Below are 20,890 nucleotides of genomic sequence, written 5' to 3' on the forward strand. Positions count from 1 at the left end.
CGCGGCGCTTCGGCTCTTGCCGCATCGCCCGCGTCTGCGCTACCGATCATCCGTCGCGAACCGACTCCAACAAACTCATAACCGACCATGACTACAACGACCGCACCCACCCCATCGCTCGCCGATAAAACCGCGCGGGCTCCGAAGGCCGAACTGCACATCCATATCGAAGGCTCGCTCGAACCCGAGCTGATCTTCGCGCTCGCCGAACGCAACGGCGTGAAGCTCGCGTACGACTCGATCGAGGCGCTGCGCGCCGCATATGCGTTCACCGATCTGCAATCGTTCCTCGACATCTACTACGCGGGCGCGAGCGTGCTGTTGCACGAGCAGGACTTCTACGACATGACGATGGCGTATGTCGAACGGTGTCTCGCCGACAACGTGGTCCACAGCGAAATCTTCTTCGACCCGCAGACGCACACCGAACGCGGCGTGCCGATCGCGACCGTGGTGGCCGGCATCGAACGCGCGCTCGCCGACGCGGAAAAGCGCGGCATGTCGAGCAAGCTGATTCTGTGCTTCCTGCGCCATCTGTCCGAAGAGGACGCGCTCGCCACTTTCGAAGAAGCTCGGCCGCTGTTCGAGCAGTACAAGCATCGGCTGATCGGCGTCGGGCTGGATTCGTCGGAGCGCGGCCATCCGCCTTCGAAGTTCGAACGCGTGTTCGCGAAGGCGCGCGCGCTCGGTCTGAAACTCGTCGCGCACGCGGGCGAGGAAGGCCCGCCCGCGTACATCTACGAAGCGCTCGATTTGCTGCAGGTGGACCGCGTCGATCACGGCGTGCGCAGCATCGAGGACCCGGCGCTCGTCACGCGGCTGGCCGACTCGCGCGTCGCGTTGACCGTGTGCCCGTTGTCGAACCTGAAGCTGTGCGTGTTCGACGATCTCACCAAGCACACGCTGAAGGACCTGCTCGATCGCGGCGTCGCGGTGACGGTGAATTCCGACGATCCGGCCTATTTCGGCGGCTACGTCAACGCCAACTACTTCGCCACCATCGACGCGCTGAAGCTCGACGATGCCGAGGTCTACACGATCATCCGCAACGGCTTCGAAGCGTCGTTCGTGACGCCCGAGGAACGTGCCGAGCTGATCGCGAAGCTCGACGCGCACTGGTATCAAAGCGGCCCGCACTGACGGGCCGGTATAAGGCAGCCGGCGGCGGCACGGGTTCTCTCTGGAGCCGAGGAGGAACCCGCCTTCCGCGCTGTTCGGCTTTTCACATTCGGAGACGGTTTTTCCATGACTCAAACGACTAACCCGGCGAACCCGCCCAAACCAGCGCAATCGGCATTTCGCGCGCAACTGCTGACCTTCAACGGCGACCCCGCGCAATCGCCCGATGCGGCCGTATTCCACGAGGACGGTCTGCTGATCGTCGAAGACGGCCACGTGGCGGCGGCGGGCGCGTATGCGGCGCTCGCGTCGCGGCTCGCCCCGGGCACCCAGGTAGAGGAGATGCGCGACAAGCTGATCGTGCCGGGTTTCATCGACACGCACATTCATTTCCCGCAAACGGACATGATCGCGTCTCCCGCGCCGGGTTTGCTGCCGTGGCTCGACACTTACACGTTCCCGACCGAGCGCCGCTTCGCCGACGCCGCGTATGCGCGCGACACCGCGAGCTTCTTCGTCGACGAACTGCTCGCGTGCGGCACGACCACCGCGCTGGTGTACTGCACGGTCCATAAGGCATCCGCCGACGCGCTGTTCGCCGAGAGCGAAGCGCGCAATTTGCGGATGGTGGCGGGCAAGGTGCTGATGGACCGCAACTGCCCCGAGTTCCTGCGCGACACCGCGCAATCGGGCTACGACGACAGCGCCGAGCTGATCGGCCGCTGGCACAATCGCGGGCGCCAGATGTATGCGCTCACGCCGCGTTTCGCGCCGACTTCGACCGAAGCGCAGCTCGAAGCATGCGGCGTGCTCGCGGGCAAACATCCGGACGTGTTCATCCAGAGCCACGTCGCGGAAAACATCGACGAAGTGAAATGGGTCGCCGAGCTGTTCCCCGGCCACCGCAGCTATCTGGACATCTACGATCACTACGGCCTGCTGCGCCGCCGCGCGGTGTACGGCCATTGCATCCACCTCGACGAGGAAGACCGCAAACGCATGGCGCAAACCGGCACGGTCGCCTCGCATTGCCCGACCTCGAACCTGTTTCTCGGCAGCGGCCTGTTCGACTTCGACAAGGCCGACGCGGCGGGCATGCCGATCGCGCTGGCGACCGACGTCGGCGGCGGCACTTCGTTCTCGATGCTGCAAACGATGAACGAGGCGCACAAGGTCGCGCGTCTGGGCGGCCATCATCTGACCGCCACGCGGATGTTCTACCTCGCGACCGCAGGCGCGGCCGAAGCGCTCGATCTCGCGGACAAGGTCGGCACGTTGAAGCCGAACTCGGAAGCGGACTTCGTGGTGCTCGACCCGCAAGCGACGCCGCTGCTCGCGCGCCGCACCGCGCGCAAGGAATCGCTGGAAGAGTTGCTGTTCGCGTTCGCGCTGCTCGGCGACGATCGCGCGGTTTATGAAACGTATGCGGCCGGCAAGCGGGTGCATCGTCGCGACGATGCGCGGCAGCATGTGGCGGGGGCGGCGAGGATCGCGGCTTGATCCGCTCACATCGCTGAATCAAAAACGGCGCTTCGTTCCCGAAGCGCCGTTTTCATTTTTGCCCCTGAAACACAGCCCAATGCGTTCACCCCATTCAGCGCTGCACGCACACCTGATGCAACGCCGTGAGCCGCCGCACCGGATCGGCGACATACGGATTCGATTCATCCCACGCGTACCCCGCCAGCACCGCGGTGATCATGCGCCGGATCGACGGCGTCTGATCCGGGTGATAGATGATGTCCTGCAACTCGCCGCTATACCAGCGCTCGACGAACGCGCGGAACGTGTCGATCCCCTTGCGCAGCGGCACGTCGTAATCCGCGGACCAGTCGACCGCCGCGCCGTCCAGTTGGCGGTTCAGCGTGTGCGCCGCGAGGTGCGCGGAGCGCAGCGCGATCGTCACGCCGGACGAGAACACCGGATCGAGAAATTCGCCCGCATTGCCGAGCAGCGCGTAGCCGGGCCCATGCAGACGCTCGACGTTCGCCGCGTAGCCGCCGATATGGCGCACCGGCATCACGAACGGTGCACCGCCGATCAGCCGGTTCAGCGTCGGCTCCTGCTGGATCAGCGCGCGCAGCGTCGCGTCGCGCTCCGCTTCCGGCACGTCGAGAAAGCTCGCCTCGGCGACACAACCCACCGACGACCGGCCACCCGCCAGCGGAATCATCCAGAACCACACGTCGCGGCGCTCGGGGTGCGTTGCGATGCAGATCTTGTTGCGATCGCTCGCGTCGACCGGAATGCCGTCGCGCACATGCGTGAAGAGCGCGGCGCGCGTCGGCATCCGCGTCGGCGATTCGAGATTCAGCAGACGCGGCAGCACGCGCCCGAAACCGCTCGCGTCCAGCACGAAGCGCGCTTCGATCTGGTACGCGTGGTCGGCCTCGTCGACCACGTCGACGAGCGGCATAAGACCAGTGAGGCCCGTGTGAACCGCGCGCACCGTGTGGCCGAAGCGTACGTCGGCGCCCTGTTCGGCGGCGCAGCGAATCAGGATGTCGTCGAACACCGCGCGCTCGACCTGGTAGGTGGTGCCCCATCCGGGTGAATGCTTGTCGCGGAAGTCGAACGACGACGACTGGTCGCGATACACGAAGTGCGCGCCGTTCTTGTACTGGAAGCCCGCTTCGACCACGGCTTGCAGCATGCCGGCCTCTTCGAGGTAGGCCATGCTTTGCGGCAGCAGGCTCTCGCCGATCGAGAAGCGCGGAAAATGCTGACGCTCCAGCACGAGGACCGAACGGCCCGTTTTGCGCAACAGCGCGGCCGCGACCGCGCCCGCCGGACCGGCGCCGATGATCGTGACGTCGACTGTGGTCCGCTTTGACGAATGTTGATTCACGTGTGCCTCACTGCTTGCAAATGCGTGCTTGCAAATGCGTGGGTTTGTCTGCGCGGCGCGGCCATTTCAAGCGCCTAGCCATGCTTCGAACATCAGGCTCGCGCAACTGCCGCCGAACCCGAATGAAACCGACATTGCCGTGTCGATACGCGCATCGCGCGTGGTCCGCACGAGCGGCATGCCGCGCACTTCCGGCTCCGGCGTGCCCATATCCGCCGTGCCCGCGATGAACCCGTCGCGCATCATCAGCAGCGTGTAGATCGCCTCGTGCGCGCCGCACGCGCCAAGCGAATGCCCGGTCATGCCTTTGGTCGAAGAAAACGCCGGCACGCGGTGATCACGTGCCACGCCGAAAACCGTCTGCAATGCGCGCAGCTCCTCGAGATCGCCGAGCGGCGTCGACGGCGCGTGCGTGTTGACGTAGTCGGGGCGCTTGCCCGCTTCATCCAGCGCGCCGCGCATCGCCCGCGCGATACCTGCCGCGCGCGGCGCGACCATGCCGGCGCTGTCGGTGCAAGCGCCGAATCCGCTGAGTTCCGCGTAGATGCGCGCGCCGCGCGCCAACGCGTGATCGAGCGCTTCGAGCACCAGCACGCCGCCGCCCGACGCGATCACGAAACCGTCGCGCTGCATGTCGTACGGACGCGATGCATGCTGCGGCTCGTCGTTGAAGCGGCGCGACAGCGCGCCCATCGCGTCGAACAGCAGCGTCGTGTTGTCGTGCAGCGCGTCGCTGCCGCCGGCCAGCACGATCTGCTGACGGCCGGTCTGAATCAACTGCATCGCCTGCCCGATCGCGAGCGCCGAGGTCGTGCACGCCGACGACGGCGAATAGCTCATCCCTTCGAGCCCGAACAGCTGCGCGACGTTGGCGGACGAGGTGCTGCTCATCGCCTGCGGCACCGTGTACGGCGGCACCTTGTCGACGCCGCGCGCGTGCGCGATCGCCAACGCCGCGTCGTAACTCGACAGCGAGCCGACGCCCGAGCCGATCACCGCGCCTGCGCGCGGCGAGCGCAACAGCGCGGGCGCGAGCCCGGCGTCGTCGATCGCCTGGCGCGCGGCATGGCACGCGAAGCGCGCGGTGTCGCCCAAGAAGCGTTCGAGCTTGCGCTCGAACGGCGGCTCGTGCGCAACCGACACGACGCCCGCCACCTGCGACGCGAACCCGCGCTCACGCCACGCATCGATCCGCTCGATACGCGAGCGGCCCGCGCGCAACGCGGCGGCCACGTCGTCGAGCGTATTGCCGAGGCACGACACGATCCCCATGCCGGTGACAACCACGCGTTTCAGCGCGATGCTCATCGGACGCGCCTGAAAATCAGCGACGTGTTGATGCCGCCGAACGCGAAGTTGTTGCTCATCACATGCTCGGCGTCGATCTCGCGCCCCGTGCCGACGATGTAGTCGAGCGGCGCGCAAGCCGGATCGAGGTTGTCGAGATTCAGCGTCGGCGCGTACCAGTTGCGTTTCATCATCTCGATGGTCCACCACGCTTCGAGCGCGCCGCACGCGCCGAGCGTATGGCCGACGTAGCTCTTGAGCGAGCTGATCGGCATGCGCGCGCCGAAGGTCTGCGCGGTCGCCTGACTTTCGGCGATGTCGCCGCGATCCGTCGAGGTGCCGTGCGCGTTCACGTAGGCGATCGCTTGCGGCGTCAGTTGCGCGTCGCGCAGCGCGAGCTGCATCGCGAGCGCCATGGTGTCGGTGGTCGGCTGGGTCATGTGCGCGCCGTCCGAGTTGCAGCCGAAGCCGACGATCTCCGCGTGAATCCGCGCGCCGCGCGCCACCGCGTGTTCGTATTCTTCGAGCACCAGCGTGGCCGCGCCTTCGCCGACCACGAGGCCGTCGCGCGCGGCATCGAAAGGACGCGGCGTCAGATGCGGCGCATCGTTGCGCGTGCTGGTCGCGTACAGCGTGTCGAACACGGCGACCGCCGGTCCCGACAGTTCTTCCGCGCCGCCCGCCAGCATCAGCGTCTGCTTGCCGGTCTGGATCGCCTCGAACGCGTAGCCGATCGCCTGGCTGCCCGACGCGCACGCGCACGAGGTCGGAATGATGCGCCCTTTCAGATCCCAGAAGAGGCTGACGTTGACCGCCGTGGTGTGCGGCATCATCTGCACGTAGCTGTTCGACGTGACGTTGCTCATCGAGCCGGTTTCCAGCATCGTGCCGAACGCGCGGATCGGCTGCACCGAGCCCGACGACGAGCCGTACGCGACGCCCATGCGGCCGTCCGCGATGCTCGGGTCGTCGGCGAGGCCCGCGTCGGCGAGCGCCAGCTCGCTCGCGCGCACCGCATACATCGACACCGGCCCCATCGCGCGCGTCTTCTTGCGCGGATAATGCGCGGGCACGCTGAAGTCCGGCAACGGACACGCGAGCCGCGTATGCAGCGACTCGAAGTAATCCCACTCGGGCATGCGCCGCACCGCGTTTTCGCCGCGCTTCAGGCGCGCTTCGATCGCGTCCCAGCTATCGCCGAACGCGGTGACGCCGCCCATGCCGGTAATGACGACGCGCTTCATCAGACCATCCCGCCGTTCACGCCGATCACCTGGCGCGTCACGTACGAGGCCGCATCCGACATCAGGAAGCTGACCACCGACGCAACCTCCGCAGGCTGGCCGACGCGGTTCATCGGCACCGTCTTCAACGCCTGTTCCAGCGGCATCTGGTCGAGCATGCCGGTTTCGATCAGACCCGGCGCGACGCAGTTGACGGTGATGTTGCGTGTCGCCAGTTCCACCGCGAGCGCCTTGGTCGCGCCGATCAGCCCGGCCTTTGCCGCGCTGTAGTTGACCTGTCCGCGATTGCCCGTGACGCCCGACACCGACGCGATCGTGACGATGCGCCCGCCCTTGCGCGCGCGCACCATCGGCATGGTCAGCGGGTGGACCACGTTGTAGAACGCGTCGAGTCCGGTCTCGATCACGATGTCCCAATCTTCTTCGGTGAGCGCGGGAAACGCGGCGTCGCGCGTGACGCCCGCGCTGCACACGATGCCATAGTACGGACCGTGCGCGGCGACATCCGCTTCGAGCGCCGCGCGGCACGCGGCGCGCTCGCGCACGTCGAATTGCAGCACGCGCGCCGTGCCGCCTTGCGCGGCGATGCCCGTCGCCACCGCGTCGGCTTCGCTGCGTCCCGTGCGGCAATGCACGGAGACCGCGAAGCCGTCGGCGGCCAACTTATACGCAATCGCGCGGCCGATGCCGCGGCTTGCACCGGTAACGAGAACACGCCGGCTCATGAACTGACACTCCCTTCGATGAATGACTGAAAATCGGGCGGCTGAAAGATCTTGATGACGGCCTCCGCGCAACACACGCCGTCTTGATGGATCGTGCATTCGTACGCGCCGTGGCCCGCTTCAGCACGCAGCAGCTCGCTCACGTGAATCAGCAGTTGCGCGCCAGCGGCGAAGGCTGGCCGCAGTGCGTGATAGCTGCGCGAGCCGAGCAGCACCCCGGGCCGCGCGCGCCCGCCGCCGCGCATCGCCAGCAGCGCGACGTGCGCGGCGATCGCCTGCGCCATCAGTTCGATGCCGATCCACGCGGGCATTGCGCCGTCGGCGTCGGCGTACCACGCTTTCGGGTCGACGCTGGCGCGCGCGCTCAGCATGGTGTCGCTGAAGCTGTCGACGGCGTCGATCAGCAGCATCGTGCCGCGATGCGGGATGATCGCCTCGATCGGTTGCCGCACGAGTTGCTCGTCGCCTGGCGGGGGAGTCGTCATGCGCGTCACCGTGCGAGGATCAGGCTGACATTGCTGCCGCCGAAAGCGAACGAATTGCTCATCACGTATTGCGTGCCCGCGCCGCGCGGCAGGAAGCGTTCGCTTTCCACGAGATCGAGCGCGGGCAACGCGGGATCGGCTTCGCCGTCCCACAGATGATGCGGCAGCGGCACGTCGTCGCGCGCGAGCGTGAGCCACGCGAAGCCAAGTTCGGTCGCGCCCGCCGCGCCGAGTTGATGGCCGGTCAGCGGCTTGGTGCCGCTCGTCGCCACACCGTTCGCAAACACCCGCGCCATCAGCTTCGCTTCCATCTCGTCGTTCTTCGGCGTGGCGGTCGCGTGCAGGTTCACATAGCCGAGCGCGGACGGTGCGATGCCCGCATCGGCGAGTGCCGCGCGCAACGCGAGTTCGCCGCCGACGCCTTGCGGGTCCGGCGACGAAATGTGATGCGCGTCGCTCGATTCGCCGACGCCCGCGAGCCGCACCGCGGCTTCATCGCGGCTCATCAGAAGCACGGCCGCACCCTCGCCGACATTGATGCCGCAGCGGTTGACGCTCATCGGATTGGTGCGCACGGCGCTGGTCGATTCGAGCGATGCGAAGCCCTGCATCGTCAGTTCGCAAAGGGAATCGACGCCGCCCACCACCACGGCATCGCACAGTTGCAATTGCAGCAGCCGGCGCGCCGACGCGAACGCTTTCGCGCTTGACGTGCACGCGGTCGAGATCGTGAAGGCCGGCCCTTGCACGCCGAGCGCGGCGGCGGCGAACGGCGCGGCGGTGCCGATTTCCATCTGCCGGTAGTTGAAGTTGTCGGGCAGTTCGCCCGCTTTCGCGTGATAGACGAACGCGGCTTCGGCCGCCTCGATACCCGAGGTGCTGGTGCCGAGCACCACGCCGATCCGGTCGGCGCCGTAACGCTCGCGCGCGGCGTCGATGGCGGGCGCGATCTGCGCGAGCGCGGCCAGCAGCAAGCGGTTGTTGCGGCAGTCGTAGCGCGCGAGGTCGGCGCGGGGAGCCAGGTCCAGCGGCGCGAGCACGCTGCCGGCGAACGCGTCGCCGATTCCCGTGTGCACGTTCGCCATGCCTGGCGCGTGTGTGGCGGCGAGCGCCGGCACGATCTCATCGACGTTGCCGCCGAGCGCGTTGATCATGCCGAGCGCGTGTAAATAGACTGATGGCGCTCTCATGCCGCCCTCCTCGATTCCGATGGCATGCCGATCGGCGCAAGCAGCACCGCGACCGCGATGCCGAGCGCGAGCGTCGCGCCGAAGCTCTTCAGCGCGGGCATCGCGCTCATGCCGAGCATGCCGAACGACAACAGCGTGGTGGCCGCCGACAGCAGCACGCCGGTCCACACCGCGCCGAGATCCGCGTCCGCGCGCAGACAGCCTTCGCGCAGGAACACCGCATAGTTTGCGCCGACGCCGAGCACCAGCATCAGCGCGAGCCAGTTGAACAGGTTGAGCGGCACGCGGGCGTAGCCGAATATTGCGAGCGTGACGCCCACTGCGAGTGCCACCGGCAGGGTGGTGGCGATGCCGCCACGCAGGCGGTTTCTCAATGGGACTTTCTGCGGAGCGTGCCCCGACGGCACTTCCTTCGGCGCCCGCCCTAAGGGGACTTCCTTCGGGGCGTATCGCATGGTCAGTAGCACGAGCACCAGTGCGAGTGCACCGCCGAGCCACCAGCCGCTATCCACCCGATATGCGCCGAACAGCTTCGACACGCTGGCGGCCTTGTCGACGAACGTGACGCCTGGCAAGCGCTGCGCGAGCGCGAGCAACGCGGGCTCGTTGCGCGGCGTCACGCCTTGCGGAATCACGACTGCCGCATACGCGTGCGTCGCGGAATCCACTTCACCGAGCCACAGATGCCGATACGGTTGCGACCACGGCGCGGCCAGCCATCGCTCGACGCCCAGCGGCGGCTGCGCTTGCGCTTGCGCATACGCGGCGAGCCACGCATCGGCGACTTGGTCCTTGAACCCTGCTTGCAGCAATGTCGCGCGCAATGCGGCGGGGTTGTCGAACACACGCTTGGCGAGCAGCGCGCGGTCTTCGCTCTGCTGCTTCGCGGACGGCACGAATTGCGTCACCGACTGATAAGCGCCAACCTGGTTCGCCGTGCCGTCCAACGCATCCAGTTGCACGTCCAGCGCTTCGGCATGTTGCAGCACCGCTTCCGGCGTATCGCCGCGCACGACGAAAAACTGCGCGCTGTTATCGACGCCCACCGCGTCGCGCACCTTGTCCTCCTGCGCGACGAGCGACGGGTCGCGCTGGATCAGCAGATGGATATCGTCGTCACTGGTCAGACGCAGCCAGCCCGGAATTGCGACGAGCAGCAACAGCGCTGTCACGTACGCCGCGCGCCGCCCGCCGATCGCGCGCCGCCAGAGCGCCAGCAAACGCGCCGCCCCCAAGAACACGCGTTGCGGGCTGCGCTTCGGCGCGCGCGTCAGCAACGCAGGCAACAGCCACAGCACGGACGCAAACGCCGTCGTGATGCCGACCATCGCGAAGCATGCGATCTGCCTGAGCGCGGGAAACGGCACCCACATCAGGATCGCGTAGCCGAGCAGGCTCGTCAGCAGCGCGACCGTCAGCGCGGGCCGCACCGTACGCGCGCCGCGCCGCGCGTCCCAATCGCGCTGCGCGCCGAGATACACGACAAAGTACTGGATCGAATAATCGACGGCCTCGCCGATCAGGCTCGCGCCGAACACCAGCGTCAACAGGTGCAGCTTGCCGAACACCAGCAGCGTCACGGCCAGCGCGCAGACGATGCCGAGCGCCGTCGACACGAAGCCGAGCAGCAGCAGGCGCGGCGAGCGGAACACCCACAACATCAGCAGCGCGATCCCGCACAACGACGCGACGCCGATCAGATGCACTTCGCGTTCGGCCGCGCTGCGCGCCGATTCCGCGTAGAACACCGCACCGGTGCGTGCCACCGAGACATCGGGGAACGCCTGTCGCAATGCGCTTTCGCTTTGGGCGAGCGCCGCGTGCACCGCGCGCTGCGTTTTCGTTTCGTAGGCCGAGCCCGGCAACGTCGCGACGATCAGCACACTGGTCGCGGCGCCCCGATGCGCGACCAGCAGGTTGTCTTCGACCTCGAGATTCGATGTCGCGAGCGGCAGGCCGCCGAGCCAGCGTTGGAGCCAACCGAACGGATCGTCGGCGAGCGGCGTGGTGAGGCCGCCGTTTAGCGGGCTGTAGATGCGCTGCGCGAGGGTGTCGCGCAAGGTCGTGCTGGATGAGCCTGTTGCGCCGCCGGCGAGCGCCGCGCGGTCAACCGGCGCGAGCAGGCCGAAGCGATACGGCATGTATAACGCGGCGATCTGCGCGAGATCGAACGGCGGCAACTCCGCCGTCACCGAGCCGAACGCCCCGCTCTTTTGCAGCGACGCGCCGAGCTGCTTCGCCGCAGCTTTCGCGTGCGCGTCGTCGTTGCTGGTGACGAGCAACACCGTACGGTCGCCGAGCGCGCTTGCCAGCGTGTCGACCGCCTTTTCGGCGACCGGGTCCGCTTCGGTGGCGGGCAGGAGCGCGAGCAGATCGGTCTGCAACGGCGACGGCCCCGCGAAGCGCCACGCGCAATACAGCGCCGCGACCAGCGCCAGCAGCAACCACGCGACGCGCACAGCCCACATCTGTCTTGCGGAGCGTCGTGGAGGCACCTTCTGCGTATCGTGCCCGTCGCGCAAGTCCCGCATGTTCATCACGGCGCTCCGAGCAGGCTGCGTTCAGCCGCAGCCGGTTCGGTCACCGCCTCGCTCTTCGTGAAGTCGAGCTGCGTCACATCGCCGTTCGCCAGCGTGATGCGCAAGCTTTGCAGGTAATCGCCGCCGTCCATCTCAAGACGTTTGATCGACTGCGCGATCTGCGGCTGGTTCGGGGTGAGCTGCATGCGCCATTGCGTGGCGCTGCCTTCGGCCTGCACGTCGAATTGCGAGTACAGCGCCGACAGGTCGCCGCCGAGCATAGCGCGCATCATCTTCGAGACCTGCGCGACACCGCGTGTGCCTTGCGCGCTGTGGGCGCTCACGCGCCGGCCGGCGGCGTCGACCTGGGTGACGCCCGCGTCGGTGATCACATAGGTGGCTTTGTAGGGTGTATCGATCCGCCAGATCACGCCGCGCTCGCGATAGAACAGCAATGCGCCGCTGCTGACGAGCGGCTGTTTCATCGCGGCAAGTGTCTGCGTCTGCGTGAATTGCGCGCGCACGCCCTTGGGCTGGGCGAGATGGGTCGCGATCTGGGAAACGAGTGCGGGGTTGCCGGTTGTTGATGCAGTTGCGGTGGTTGATGCAGTTGCGGTGGTTGATGCAATTGCGCTTGTTGCCGCGACGCCAACCATACCGATCACGCTCAACATACTCAACCCACTCACCAGCAGCGCGCGCAATTTCACCGTCCCCATACGCGCTCCAGCTTTTCGAATACGACCGGCGGCGACACGAACTGCAACTCCTGGGTGGCGGCATCGACCGCGACCTGGATCGTGTAGCCCTTCGTCAGCCGCGTGCCGGATGCGCAATCGACAATTTCATAGCCTATTTTCAGGCGGTTTTCGTGTTCGAGCAGTTGCGTGCGCACATCGAGTTTCTGGCCGTAGACGGCCGGCCGCACATACTTCAGATGCGCCTCGACGATCGGCCACAGATAACCCGAGGCCTGCATCTCGCGATAGTCGTAATCGAACGCGCGCAGCAGCGCCGCGCGGCCGATCTCGAAGTACTTCAGATAGTGGCCGTGCCAGCACACGTTCATCGCGTCGACGTCGTGGAACGGCACTTCGACCGTCGCGCTCGCGCTCAGCACTTTCGGCGTCCCGCTCATGCGTTCGACCCTCCGCGATAGTCGTCTAGCAGATCGCACGCGGCGATGCGCGCGGTCAACGCGCGCAGTTCGCTTTCCAGCGCGCGGTCTTCATCGACGAACGGCGAGCCCGTGCTGACGTTCTCGACAAACCTTTGCAACGGCGCCGGCACCGGTGTCGCGCTGTCGATCCGCAAACGCAGACGCGCGGCCTGCACCGTCGCGAGCGTATGCGCGGCGGCCACCTGCTCGGTCAACTCCAGCACGCGCAAACAGTCGCGCGCGGCGATCGTCCCCATGCTGACCTTGTCCTGATTGTGCGACTCGGTCGAGCGCGAAAAAACGCTGGCGGGCATCGTGTTCTTCAGCGCTTCCGCAGTCCATGCCGACGACGAAATCTGCACGGCCTTGAAGCCATGATTGATCGCGGCGCGCGCGGGCGCGGCACCCGACAGATTGCGCGGCAAGCCGTTGTTGAAATTCACGTCGACCAGCAGCGCGAGTTGCCGGTCCATCAGATCGGCGAGATTGGCGACCGCGACCTTCAGCGCATCCATCGCGAACGCGATATGGCCGCCGTAGAAGTTGCCGCCGTGCAGTACGCGCTCATTGTCGGGATCGATCAGCGGGTTGTCGTTGGCGCTGTTCAACTCGTTCTCGACGTCGCGGCGCACCCACGTCAGCGCATCGCGCGCCACGCCGATCACGTGCGGCGCGCAGCGAATCGAATAGCGGTCCTGCAGACGATGGCCCGGCGTATCGTCGCGGCCGGCGAGATCGTCGCGAATCCAGCCGGCCGCTTCGGCCTGGCCGGCGTGCGGCTTCACGTCGAACAGCGTCGCGTCGAAGTGTGCGGCGCGGCCGTCGAGCGCCACCGTCGAGAGCGCAGTCAAACGCGCGGCGAGCCGCGTCAGATGATCCGCGCGGGCAAACGCGAGACAGGCGAGGCCCGTCATCACCGCCGTGCCGTTCATCAGCGCGAGACCTTCTTTCGGCGCGAGCGTGAGCGGCGCCAGACCGAGTTCGGCCCACACGTCACGCACGTCGCGCAGCGCGCCTTCGAACTTCACGTCGCGCTCGCCGGCGAGCGCCGCCGCCACGTACGACAGCGGCGTCAGATCGCCGCTCGCGCCGACCGAGCCTTCGGCAGGAATGCGCGGCAACACGCGATGATTGATCAGATCGGCAAGGCGTTCGAGCAGCACCGGCCGCACGCCGGAAAAACCATAGGCCAGCGAGTTGAGCCGCGCGGCGATCACCGCGAGCGTTTGCGCCTCGTCGAGATGCTGGCCCATCCCGCAGCCGTGATAACGCGTCAATTGCAGCGGCAGCGCTTCGATCAGTTCCATCGGCACGTCGACCACACAGGCGTCGCCGTAACCGGTGTTGACGCCGTACACGGTCGCGCCCGCAGCCAGATGGCGGCGCAGAAAATCCGCGCCGCGCTGGATGCGCCCGCGCCATGCGTGGTCGGTGCTCAGCGCGACCGGCGCGCGGTGCTGCGCAATCGCGACGACCTCTTCGATCGACAGTTTGCGCGCGCCGATCACGACCGCCGTCGTGTTGGTGTTGGTGTTGGCGTTGGCGTTCGCCGTCATGCTCGCGCCGGCCTGGCGCGCCCCGCTCAGATCATGTTCGGCCATTCGCGCCTCGCTTGGGGCTGGCCCAGAAATCGAAGAAGTTGAACCATTGGTAAGGTGCCTTGCGGCAATAGTGTTCAAGACGTGCCGCGTAACGCTGCGCCCACGTCGCGAGATGCTGGGCGCGTTCGCGGCGCGGCAACTCGATGCGCTCGGCGAACGGCTCGAAATACAGGTGATAGCCGTCGTGCTCTTTCAGGCAGAAGAACAGATAGACCGGGCAGCCCAACGCATGCGCGAGCACATACGGCCCTTGCGCGAACGGCGCGCTCGCGCCGAGAAACTGCGCATCGGTCGTGCGGCCCGCTTCGTGCGCGGGCACGCGGTCGCCGACGATCACCAGCAACTCGCCGGCATCGACGCGCTGCTGCATCAGCACCGCGGTCTCGGGTCCGAAGTCGCCGACTTCGAGCAGATGCCGCGCGAAGTCGCTATTGGCCGACGCCAGCACGCTATTGAAGCGGCGCGCGTGCTCCGTGTAGACGACCGCGGTAACTTTCGCGTGAGCGCCGTGTGTGGCGAGCGCGCGGGTCATCTCCAGGTTGCCGAGATGCGCGCCGATCACGAGCGCGCCCTTGCCGCTCGCGACCAATGCTTCGAACGCCGAACGATCGTCGAACGTTACGTCGGCGGCATCGACGCGCCCGGACCAGGCGGCGAGTTTGTCGAAGCCCGACTGCGCGAACGCCAGCATGTGCCGATACGCGGACAGCCAGCCCGGACGCGGCGTTTCGCCTTGCGGCGCGGCCGCGCCGAGATGCCTGAAGTAGTCGGCCGACGCCTCGCGCGCGGCGCGGCCCGTCAGCAGAAAATATGCGACGACCGGGTGCAGCCAGAGCGCGGTGAAGCGGCGGCCGAACAGCTTGCAACTGAGCGCGAGCAAAGCCATGCCGAGGTGGCTGCCACGTTCGGCGACGCGCCACCAGTGCTGCCCGTTCGGCTCCGCGGCTTCATTCGGTTCGCCCGGTTCGCCCGGCTGTTCGGCAAGCGCGGCGCGGCGCGGCATCACCTTGTGCGCGAGCAGCATCGGCAGACGCCACAGCATGCCGAACACGAGCCGCGTATGGCTGCGGCTGATGCGCACGTTGTCCCACAGCACGTCGAAATGCGACACGCCGTCGGCGGCATAAGTGACGCATGTCGGAATCGAACGGAACGCCGCGCGCCGCCAATGCAGGCGCACGAGGATTTCGATGTCGAAGTCCATGCGCGTGGGCAGCCGCACGCTATCGATCAGCTCGCAAGCCAGCGACAACGGATACAGACGGAAGCCGCACATCGAATCGCGGATGGTCAGCGAAAGCGTTTCGATCCACACCCACACGTGCGTCAGATAGCGGCCGTAGAGGCGCGCTTTCGGCACGCTCTCGTCGTAGACCGGCCGGCCGAGAATCACCGCGCCCGGTTCGGCGCGAGCCGCGTCGACGAAGCGCGGCACGTCGGCCGCGTCGTGCTGTCCGTCGGCATCGATCTGCAACGCGTGCGTGTAGCCGGCGTCGCGCGCGGCGCGCAGCCCCGCCATCACCGCCGCGCCTTTGCCGCCGTTGACCGGCAGACGCAGCAGCGTGAGCTGCGCCGCGTACTGCTGTGCGAGCGCGGCGAGCACCTGCCGGGTCGGCTCGTCACTGCCGTCGTCGACCACGAAGATCGGCAGGCGGTGCACTGCGAGACGGGCGACGGTCGCGCCGATCGCGTCCTTGTGGTTGTAGATCGGGATGACGATGCAGGCAGCGAACCGGCTCATCACGCGGGCTCCCGATAGACGATCACCCCCGCTGCGCATTCGCGGCCGTCCATCCGGTACGCGAACTGCACGCGGCGACGCGCGGCGTCGTGTGCCAGCGTGAGCTTGAGCATCGCGCCCGGCAAGACCGGCACCATGAATTTCAGCCGATCGATCGACGCGACTGCGCGCACGGCCGGCACATGGTCGGCGGCGAGACGGATCGCCCAGTCGAGTTGAACCACGCCCGGCAGAATCGGCAGGCCGGGAAAGTGCCCGGCAAAATGTGCGAGCGTGCGCGGCACGCGCAGTTCGTAATGCAGCGTGTCGCCGCTGCGCGCTTCGGCGAGCACGTCCATGCCTTCGGCGCGTGCGTCGAAGGCGGCCGCCACCGCGCTCACCGGCAGCTTGCCGCGCGCGTCGAATGGCAAGGTCAGCCGGAAACGCCAATGACGCGGCAGCACGACCACGTCGAAATAGTTCGCAAGATGGCGGCGCAGGGTTCGCGCAAGCAGCACGCGGCCGTCGTCGCGCAACGCCGCGCCGCCCGCTTCGGTCAACGCGACCACCGCGCCGGCGCGTTCGCGCGACGCGCCTTCCAGCGGCACGATCGCCGCTTGCGCCACATACGGATGCAGCGCGAGACGCGCTTCCAGCTCGGCCAGCGACACGCGCTTGCCATCCAGCTTCAGCACGCGGTCGAGCCGGCCTTGCAAACGGAAGCGGCCGTGCGCGTCGCAAGTGATCCTGTCGTCGGTGCGATGCCAGCCTGGGTGGCCCAGATGCGGCGAGCGGAGGTTCAGCGCACCGTCCTCGTCGCGACGCACTTCGACGCCGGTCACCGGCTGCCACGCATCGGTGCGGTCCTGACGCCGCCACGCGATGCCGCCGGTTTCCGTGCTGCCGTAGATTTCCAGCGGCGCGGCGCCATACGCGGCGGCGTAGTGCTGCGCGGCTTCGAGCGCGAGCGGGCCGCCTGACGAAAAGAACGCGCGCGGCACCGGCGTCAACGAAGCGAAGCCGGGCAACGCGGGCCAACGCGACAATTGCGCGGGCGTCGAGACGACCACCGTCGCGCCGCATTGCGCGATCCGGCTTTGCAAATGCAGCGGCTCGAGGCTGAGCGCGCGATCAAACGCGCGGCCGGCGGCCAGTGGCCACAGCACGCGAAACAGCAAACCGTAGATGTGGTGATGCGGCACGCTCGCGAGCATCGTCGCGTCGCCGACCAGCGCGCCCCACTCCTGTTCCAGCGTGCGCACCTCGGCGTCGAATTGCGCGAGCGTCTTGCGGATCGGTTTCGGACGGCCGCTGCTGCCGGACGTGTAGAGCGTGAGTGGGGCTTGCGGATCGATCGGGTATGCGCGGCGCGCTGCGTGCGCTGCGACGCGATCCGCGCTCGTGTCAGGTGTGAACGGCGGCAGGTCCGCATCGGTCAGCACCACGTCGTAGGCGCCGGCGAGATCGGCTAGATAGCCCGGCGTCGCGTTGGCCGGCAACACCGGCTCCTTGCCGCATGCGAATAGCGCGAACAGTGCGCACGCGAAATCGAACGGATCGTCGATGCACAGCGCGTAGCGCGGCTCGGTGCGCGTTTGCAGCAGCGCGATCAGCGCGGCGACGCGCGCGCGGAACGCCACGCGATCCAGCACCGCGCCGCCATCCCGGCATACCGGCGCGGCGGCTTCGTCCGCAGCCGACAACAGATCGTGCAACGCGATCATGCCGCCCCCGAACGTGCGGCGCGCGGCAGCACGACCAGATAGCGCCAGATCACCTCGGCCACCAGCAGCATGCCGATCAGCCCATAAGCGATCGCGCCGTTATAGAGCGACCAGCTCGCGCGACTCCAGTAGAGCGCCGTGTACACGGAAAACGCGCCGTTCAGCACGAAGAACCCGCACCACACCTGGGTCACGCGCCGCGTGTAACGCACCGCGCCGGGCGGCAGATCCGGATTGCCGAGACGCGCGAATTTTTCGATCATCGACGGTCCGCGCACAAGCGTCGCGCCGAACGCGATCAACAGACCGAGATTGACGAGCGACGGATAGAACCGCAGCAGCAGCTCGCTATCGGTGGCGACGATCGCCGCCGACGCGCAACTCAGCATGCCGACCACTGCCCAGTCGATGGCGGTCAGACGCCGCAGCGACGCCGCGAGCGTGCCGCTGCCGGCCCAGCGCTGCAGCCACAGAATCGCGAACAGCATGCAGCCGACCACGCGCGGCGCGTCCCAGCGCCACGCGCACAGGATCAGCGCGGGATACGCGAGCTTCAGCAGCGCCTGCACGACGATCTTGCCCCAGCGGCGCTCAGTGCCGGGCGCAGGCGCGGCATTTTCAGGCGCCGCCGCCGACATGCGCGAGCGCGCGGCCGGCATCAGCCTTGGGCCGCCAGCAGGGATTCGACCGCACCGATCACGTCACCCACGGTGCGCACCGATTTGAAGGCCTCGGGCTTGATGCGGCGGCCGGTCATTTCCTGCAGTTTGATCGCGAGGTCGACGGCGTCGATGCTGTCGAGATCGAGGTCTTCGAACAGATGCGCGTCGGGCGTCACGCGTTCGGGCTCGATGGCGAAGTTCTCTTTGAAGATCGCGCGAATGCGTTCAAGAATCTCTGCGTCGGACACGGTTCATTCCCCCTTCTTTGAGGTTTCGTTCGTAGCAGCCGCCGCTTCGCTCTGGCTCGCGACCAATGCGGCCAGCGTGTTGATCGAGCGGAAGTGTTCGCGCGTGCGTTCGTCGTTCGCCGCGACGGTCAGTTGGTATTGCTTGCGCAGCACGATGCCGATTTCGAGCGCGTCGATCGAGTCGAGACCGATGCCGTCGGTATCGAACAACGGGGCATCGTCGTCGATATCGGCGGGCGTCAGGTCTTCGAGGTCGAGCGCTTCGATCAGAAGCTGCTTAATTTCCAGTTTTAAAGAATCCATAAGCGAACAGATGCTGGGTAATGTGTGCTTCGACGGCGCTCGTCACGCTGCGCGCCGCGAGAGCCGGTGTTGTTTGATGGGCCGCCAGCTGCTCGACGCCTAACGGCGCGAGCACGTTCACGCGCATCCGGAACGCGCGCGCCGGCACGTGATACCAGCGCATCTGCGTCATGAACGCGGGCGGGTCGCAATCCATCAGCACCGGCACGATCGGCGCGCCGGCCTTCAATGCCATGTGCGCGAAACCGCGCGAAAACGCATGCAGCCGATTGCGCGCGGGACTGCGCGTGCCCTCCGGAAAAATGATCACCGTATAGCCCGCCGCCAGTTGCCTCGCGCCTGCCTCGATCAGCGCCGCGGGGTCCGCATTGCTGACGTATTGCGCCGCGCGCACGATCCCCCAGAAGCACGGGTTGCTCCAGTGCGCGTTTTTCACGACGCAACAGGCGCGCGGCGTGAGCGACAGGAGCACCATCACGTCGAGGTAGGTCGGGTGATTCGCCACCACGATCGATGGCCCGCCTGCCCGCAATGCGTCCGAGCCCGACACGTCGAGCTTCATCACACCGGCGCTGCGCAGCAGCGCGACCAGCGCGCGAAAAAACCAGTGGATCACGCCCGTCACCGCCCGCTGCCGCGACGCGCGATGCGGCCACAGCCACGCGAGCGGAAACACCAGCACGGAAAACAGCACGCCGCAGATGCCGAACACCACGAAGGCCATGCCGGTCGCGCAAAAACGCCAGAGGTAATCAAGCCGCGCGGTCATGCCAACTCCAATGCCAGAGGGCGCCGGCGCGCTGCCAGCACGCCGGCTGGCCGGTTTCCAGACAGTGCAGCAGCGCCTGGCTCTGGGTCGCGAAGCTGGCGGCCAGGCCGAGGCCGCGCGCGGCGGTGGCTTCGGGGGCCGCTGCGGTTTCGGTGGCCGCGCGGTTCGCGCCGTGGCCGCCGGCCGCGTTTGCGTCGCCGGATCGCGCGGTTGGCTGGCCGCCGGTGCGGGACAGGGAGCACGTTACATGCCCCGCCGCCGCGTCGCGGTCCAGCAGAATCGCGATCGCACCGCCTTGCACTTCGTCTTCAATCGTGCCGTAGGCCGTGTCGGCCGGTTCATCGGCGTACACCAGCAGGACCGGCGAGTCAGGCTGCGTCGCGAATTGCGCGTGGGCTTCCAGCAGCGCGTAGCCGAGCGTTTGTGCGCCGGCCGAAATCGCGCTCGCCGCCGAGCGGTCGCCACGCGCGATCCCGAACACGCCGGTCATCGCGTTCAGCACCGACAGGCTGAAGGCGGTCGGCGAAACCGGCTCGGCCGCGCTGATGCTGCGCAGGATGTCGGTGGTGCGGCGCAATTCCCCGTGACGCGACGCGAACACGACCCGGACCGCGCCTTGCGCGACGCAGTCGTGCGCGACTTTCAGCGCGACTTTGGACAGCGTGCTCAGACGCCGCCGCACCATCGGCTCGATGAAGCCAATCTCGGGGGCGGCGGATGCGGTAGCCGGCCAGCTAGACCAGCGACCGACCGGAATGGTCCAGTGCAGATCGGGCATATCGGTGTTCGCGTGTAGATAGGGGAGGCTCGCGCGCCGGACGAAGCATACCGCTGTCTTAGCGTGCATGCGCCGCGCGGACCGGCATCTCTCCAGCCGGGGGCCATCCAGTTTTCTTATAGGGATTTCAGCGAATGAGCAGTGCCTGCTCACAGTCTCAGGGCGTCTGGCAACGAGTCTGATCGATCGTCGCGGGCTCGCCTGGTCGCCGGAATCATGGTGCGTATTCTGGATTAAATCAGCGACAAAAGACGTATCCATCTGTATCCGTCGTGCCGATGCTATAGAGGGTCGAAACGCGACGACCCATCGGTCACAACATCGGCGCCACGCGCGCCGGCAGTGCTGAAAGCCAGTGGCGGCGGGCCTTTGGCGGCGTCGACGACGGGCCCGATGGGCGCGAGCCGCACCATTGCTTTCAACCAGCCTTCCGCGCGCGTGTTTCAGATCGGAACATTTTGCAAGCTGCCGGCCGCCGCACGCCTCGTGCGCTACGCATGAACCCCCGT

The 20,890-nt window shown here is 67.2% G+C and carries 19 protein-coding genes; 2 read left to right on the forward strand and 17 right to left on the reverse strand.

The features are described from left to right. The first annotated feature begins 87 nt into the window (after positions 1-87). Both P0D89_RS19275 and guaD read left to right on the forward strand, forming a co-directional pair. Positions 88-1,140 carry an adenosine deaminase gene (locus P0D89_RS19275; protein ID WP_408361437.1) on the forward strand — a complete coding sequence of 351 codons (1,053 nt, stop codon included), beginning with the start codon at positions 88-90 and terminating at the stop codon, positions 1,138-1,140. Between the two features lie 105 nt (positions 1,141-1,245). Beyond that, a complete protein-coding gene (guaD, locus tag P0D89_RS19280; protein WP_408361438.1) occupies positions 1,246-2,619 on the forward strand; it encodes a guanine deaminase in 1,374 nt (457 codons plus the stop codon). A gap of 94 nt (positions 2,620-2,713) precedes the next feature. On the opposite strand, the gene P0D89_RS19285 is transcribed toward guaD, so the two are convergent. The 17 genes from P0D89_RS19285 to P0D89_RS19365 all read right to left on the reverse strand — a co-directional run bounded on the left by P0D89_RS19285 (position 2,714) and on the right by P0D89_RS19365 (position 20,381). Continuing rightward, positions 2,714-3,967, reverse strand: coding sequence for an NAD(P)/FAD-dependent oxidoreductase (locus P0D89_RS19285; protein WP_408376989.1), 1,254 nt, complete (start codon positions 3,965-3,967; stop codon positions 2,714-2,716). Between the two features lie 66 nt (positions 3,968-4,033). Next, positions 4,034-5,275 carry a beta-ketoacyl-[acyl-carrier-protein] synthase family protein gene (locus P0D89_RS19290; protein WP_408361440.1) on the reverse strand — a complete coding sequence of 414 codons (1,242 nt, stop codon included), beginning with the start codon at positions 5,273-5,275 and terminating at the stop codon, positions 4,034-4,036. Further along, on the reverse strand, positions 5,272-6,498 hold the full coding sequence (locus P0D89_RS19295) for a beta-ketoacyl-ACP synthase (RefSeq protein ID WP_408361441.1): 1,227 nt from the start codon (positions 6,496-6,498) through the stop codon (positions 5,272-5,274). The genes P0D89_RS19290 and P0D89_RS19295 overlap by 4 nt, the downstream gene beginning before the upstream one ends. Further along, a complete protein-coding gene (locus tag P0D89_RS19300; protein WP_408361442.1) occupies positions 6,498-7,223 on the reverse strand; it encodes a 3-ketoacyl-ACP reductase FabG2 in 726 nt (241 codons plus the stop codon). The genes P0D89_RS19295 and P0D89_RS19300 overlap by 1 nt, the downstream gene beginning before the upstream one ends. Continuing rightward, entirely contained in the window at positions 7,220-7,708 is a 489-nt protein-coding gene (locus P0D89_RS19305; protein WP_408361443.1) for a hotdog family protein, read from the reverse strand. The genes P0D89_RS19300 and P0D89_RS19305 overlap by 4 nt, the downstream gene beginning before the upstream one ends. Before the next feature lie 5 nt (positions 7,709-7,713). Next, positions 7,714-8,898 carry a beta-ketoacyl-[acyl-carrier-protein] synthase family protein gene (locus P0D89_RS19310; RefSeq protein ID WP_408361444.1) on the reverse strand — a complete coding sequence of 395 codons (1,185 nt, stop codon included), beginning with the start codon at positions 8,896-8,898 and terminating at the stop codon, positions 7,714-7,716. Beyond that, entirely contained in the window at positions 8,895-11,435 is a 2,541-nt protein-coding gene (locus P0D89_RS19315; protein ID WP_408361445.1) for an MMPL family transporter, read from the reverse strand. Before P0D89_RS19315 ends, P0D89_RS19310 begins: the two co-directional genes overlap by 4 nt. Continuing rightward, positions 11,435-12,136 carry a LolA family protein gene (locus P0D89_RS19320; protein ID WP_408361446.1) on the reverse strand — a complete coding sequence of 234 codons (702 nt, stop codon included), beginning with the start codon at positions 12,134-12,136 and terminating at the stop codon, positions 11,435-11,437. Before P0D89_RS19320 ends, P0D89_RS19315 begins: the two co-directional genes overlap by 1 nt. Continuing rightward, positions 12,124-12,555, reverse strand: coding sequence for an acyl-CoA thioesterase (locus P0D89_RS19325; RefSeq protein ID WP_408361447.1), 432 nt, complete (start codon positions 12,553-12,555; stop codon positions 12,124-12,126). Before P0D89_RS19325 ends, P0D89_RS19320 begins: the two co-directional genes overlap by 13 nt. Next, positions 12,552-14,177, reverse strand: a complete 1,626-nt coding sequence (locus P0D89_RS19330) for an HAL/PAL/TAL family ammonia-lyase (protein WP_408361448.1) — start codon at positions 14,175-14,177, stop codon at positions 12,552-12,554. The genes P0D89_RS19325 and P0D89_RS19330 overlap by 4 nt, the downstream gene beginning before the upstream one ends. Further along, positions 14,164-15,918, reverse strand: a complete 1,755-nt coding sequence (locus P0D89_RS19335) for a glycosyltransferase family 2 protein (protein WP_408361449.1) — start codon at positions 15,916-15,918, stop codon at positions 14,164-14,166. The genes P0D89_RS19330 and P0D89_RS19335 overlap by 14 nt, the downstream gene beginning before the upstream one ends. Further along, entirely contained in the window at positions 15,918-17,621 is a 1,704-nt protein-coding gene (locus P0D89_RS19340) for an ApeI family dehydratase (RefSeq protein ID WP_408361450.1), read from the reverse strand. The genes P0D89_RS19335 and P0D89_RS19340 overlap by 1 nt, the downstream gene beginning before the upstream one ends. Then, positions 17,618-18,280 (reverse strand): COG4648 family protein, encoded by a 663-nt coding sequence (locus P0D89_RS19345; protein WP_408361451.1) that lies wholly within the window; start codon positions 18,278-18,280, stop codon positions 17,618-17,620. Before P0D89_RS19345 ends, P0D89_RS19340 begins: the two co-directional genes overlap by 4 nt. Beyond that, entirely contained in the window at positions 18,280-18,531 is a 252-nt protein-coding gene (locus P0D89_RS19350; protein WP_408361452.1) for an acyl carrier protein, read from the reverse strand. The genes P0D89_RS19345 and P0D89_RS19350 overlap by 1 nt, the downstream gene beginning before the upstream one ends. Positions 18,532-18,534: 3 nt before the next feature. After that, the gene (locus tag P0D89_RS19355; RefSeq protein ID WP_408361453.1) at positions 18,535-18,834 is read right to left on the reverse strand and encodes a phosphopantetheine-binding protein; all 300 of its coding nucleotides are present in this window, start codon (positions 18,832-18,834) and stop codon (positions 18,535-18,537) included. Then, a complete protein-coding gene (locus P0D89_RS19360) occupies positions 18,809-19,603 on the reverse strand; it encodes a 1-acyl-sn-glycerol-3-phosphate acyltransferase (RefSeq protein ID WP_408361454.1) in 795 nt (264 codons plus the stop codon). The genes P0D89_RS19355 and P0D89_RS19360 overlap by 26 nt, the downstream gene beginning before the upstream one ends. Beyond that, positions 19,587-20,381, reverse strand: coding sequence for a beta-ketoacyl synthase chain length factor (locus tag P0D89_RS19365; RefSeq protein WP_408361498.1), 795 nt, complete (start codon positions 20,379-20,381; stop codon positions 19,587-19,589). Before P0D89_RS19365 ends, P0D89_RS19360 begins: the two co-directional genes overlap by 17 nt. Between the last annotated feature and the right edge of the window lie 509 nt (positions 20,382-20,890).

This window comes from Paraburkholderia sp. RL18-085-BIA-A (assembly GCF_046027075.1).
Classification (GTDB): domain Bacteria; phylum Pseudomonadota; class Gammaproteobacteria; order Burkholderiales; family Burkholderiaceae; genus Paraburkholderia.

Coding starts and splice junctions, on each gene's coding strand:
- P0D89_RS19275 (WP_408361437.1), top strand. CDS start 88: ATGACTACAACGACCGCACCCACCCCATCGCTCGCCGATAAAACCGCG.
- guaD (WP_408361438.1), top strand. CDS start 1,246: ATGACTCAAACGACTAACCCGGCGAACCCGCCCAAACCAGCGCAATCG.
- P0D89_RS19290 (WP_408361440.1), bottom strand. CDS start 5,275: ATGAGCATCGCGCTGAAACGCGTGGTTGTCACCGGCATGGGGATCGTG.
- P0D89_RS19295 (WP_408361441.1), bottom strand. CDS start 6,498: ATGAAGCGCGTCGTCATTACCGGCATGGGCGGCGTCACCGCGTTCGGC.
- P0D89_RS19300 (WP_408361442.1), bottom strand. CDS start 7,223: ATGAGCCGGCGTGTTCTCGTTACCGGTGCAAGCCGCGGCATCGGCCGC.
- P0D89_RS19305 (WP_408361443.1), bottom strand. CDS start 7,708: ATGACGACTCCCCCGCCAGGCGACGAGCAACTCGTGCGGCAACCGATC.
- P0D89_RS19310 (WP_408361444.1), bottom strand. CDS start 8,898: ATGAGAGCGCCATCAGTCTATTTACACGCGCTCGGCATGATCAACGCG.
- P0D89_RS19315 (WP_408361445.1), bottom strand. CDS start 11,435: ATGAACATGCGGGACTTGCGCGACGGGCACGATACGCAGAAGGTGCCT.
- P0D89_RS19320 (WP_408361446.1), bottom strand. CDS start 12,136: ATGGGGACGGTGAAATTGCGCGCGCTGCTGGTGAGTGGGTTGAGTATG.
- P0D89_RS19325 (WP_408361447.1), bottom strand. CDS start 12,555: ATGAGCGGGACGCCGAAAGTGCTGAGCGCGAGCGCGACGGTCGAAGTG.
- P0D89_RS19330 (WP_408361448.1), bottom strand. CDS start 14,177: ATGGCCGAACATGATCTGAGCGGGGCGCGCCAGGCCGGCGCGAGCATG.
- P0D89_RS19335 (WP_408361449.1), bottom strand. CDS start 15,918: ATGAGCCGGTTCGCTGCCTGCATCGTCATCCCGATCTACAACCACAAG.
- P0D89_RS19340 (WP_408361450.1), bottom strand. CDS start 17,621: ATGATCGCGTTGCACGATCTGTTGTCGGCTGCGGACGAAGCCGCCGCG.
- P0D89_RS19345 (WP_408361451.1), bottom strand. CDS start 18,280: ATGCCGGCCGCGCGCTCGCGCATGTCGGCGGCGGCGCCTGAAAATGCC.
- P0D89_RS19355 (WP_408361453.1), bottom strand. CDS start 18,834: ATGGATTCTTTAAAACTGGAAATTAAGCAGCTTCTGATCGAAGCGCTC.
- P0D89_RS19360 (WP_408361454.1), bottom strand. CDS start 19,603: ATGACCGCGCGGCTTGATTACCTCTGGCGTTTTTGCGCGACCGGCATG.
- P0D89_RS19365 (WP_408361498.1), bottom strand. CDS start 20,381: ATGCCCGATCTGCACTGGACCATTCCGGTCGGTCGCTGGTCTAGCTGG.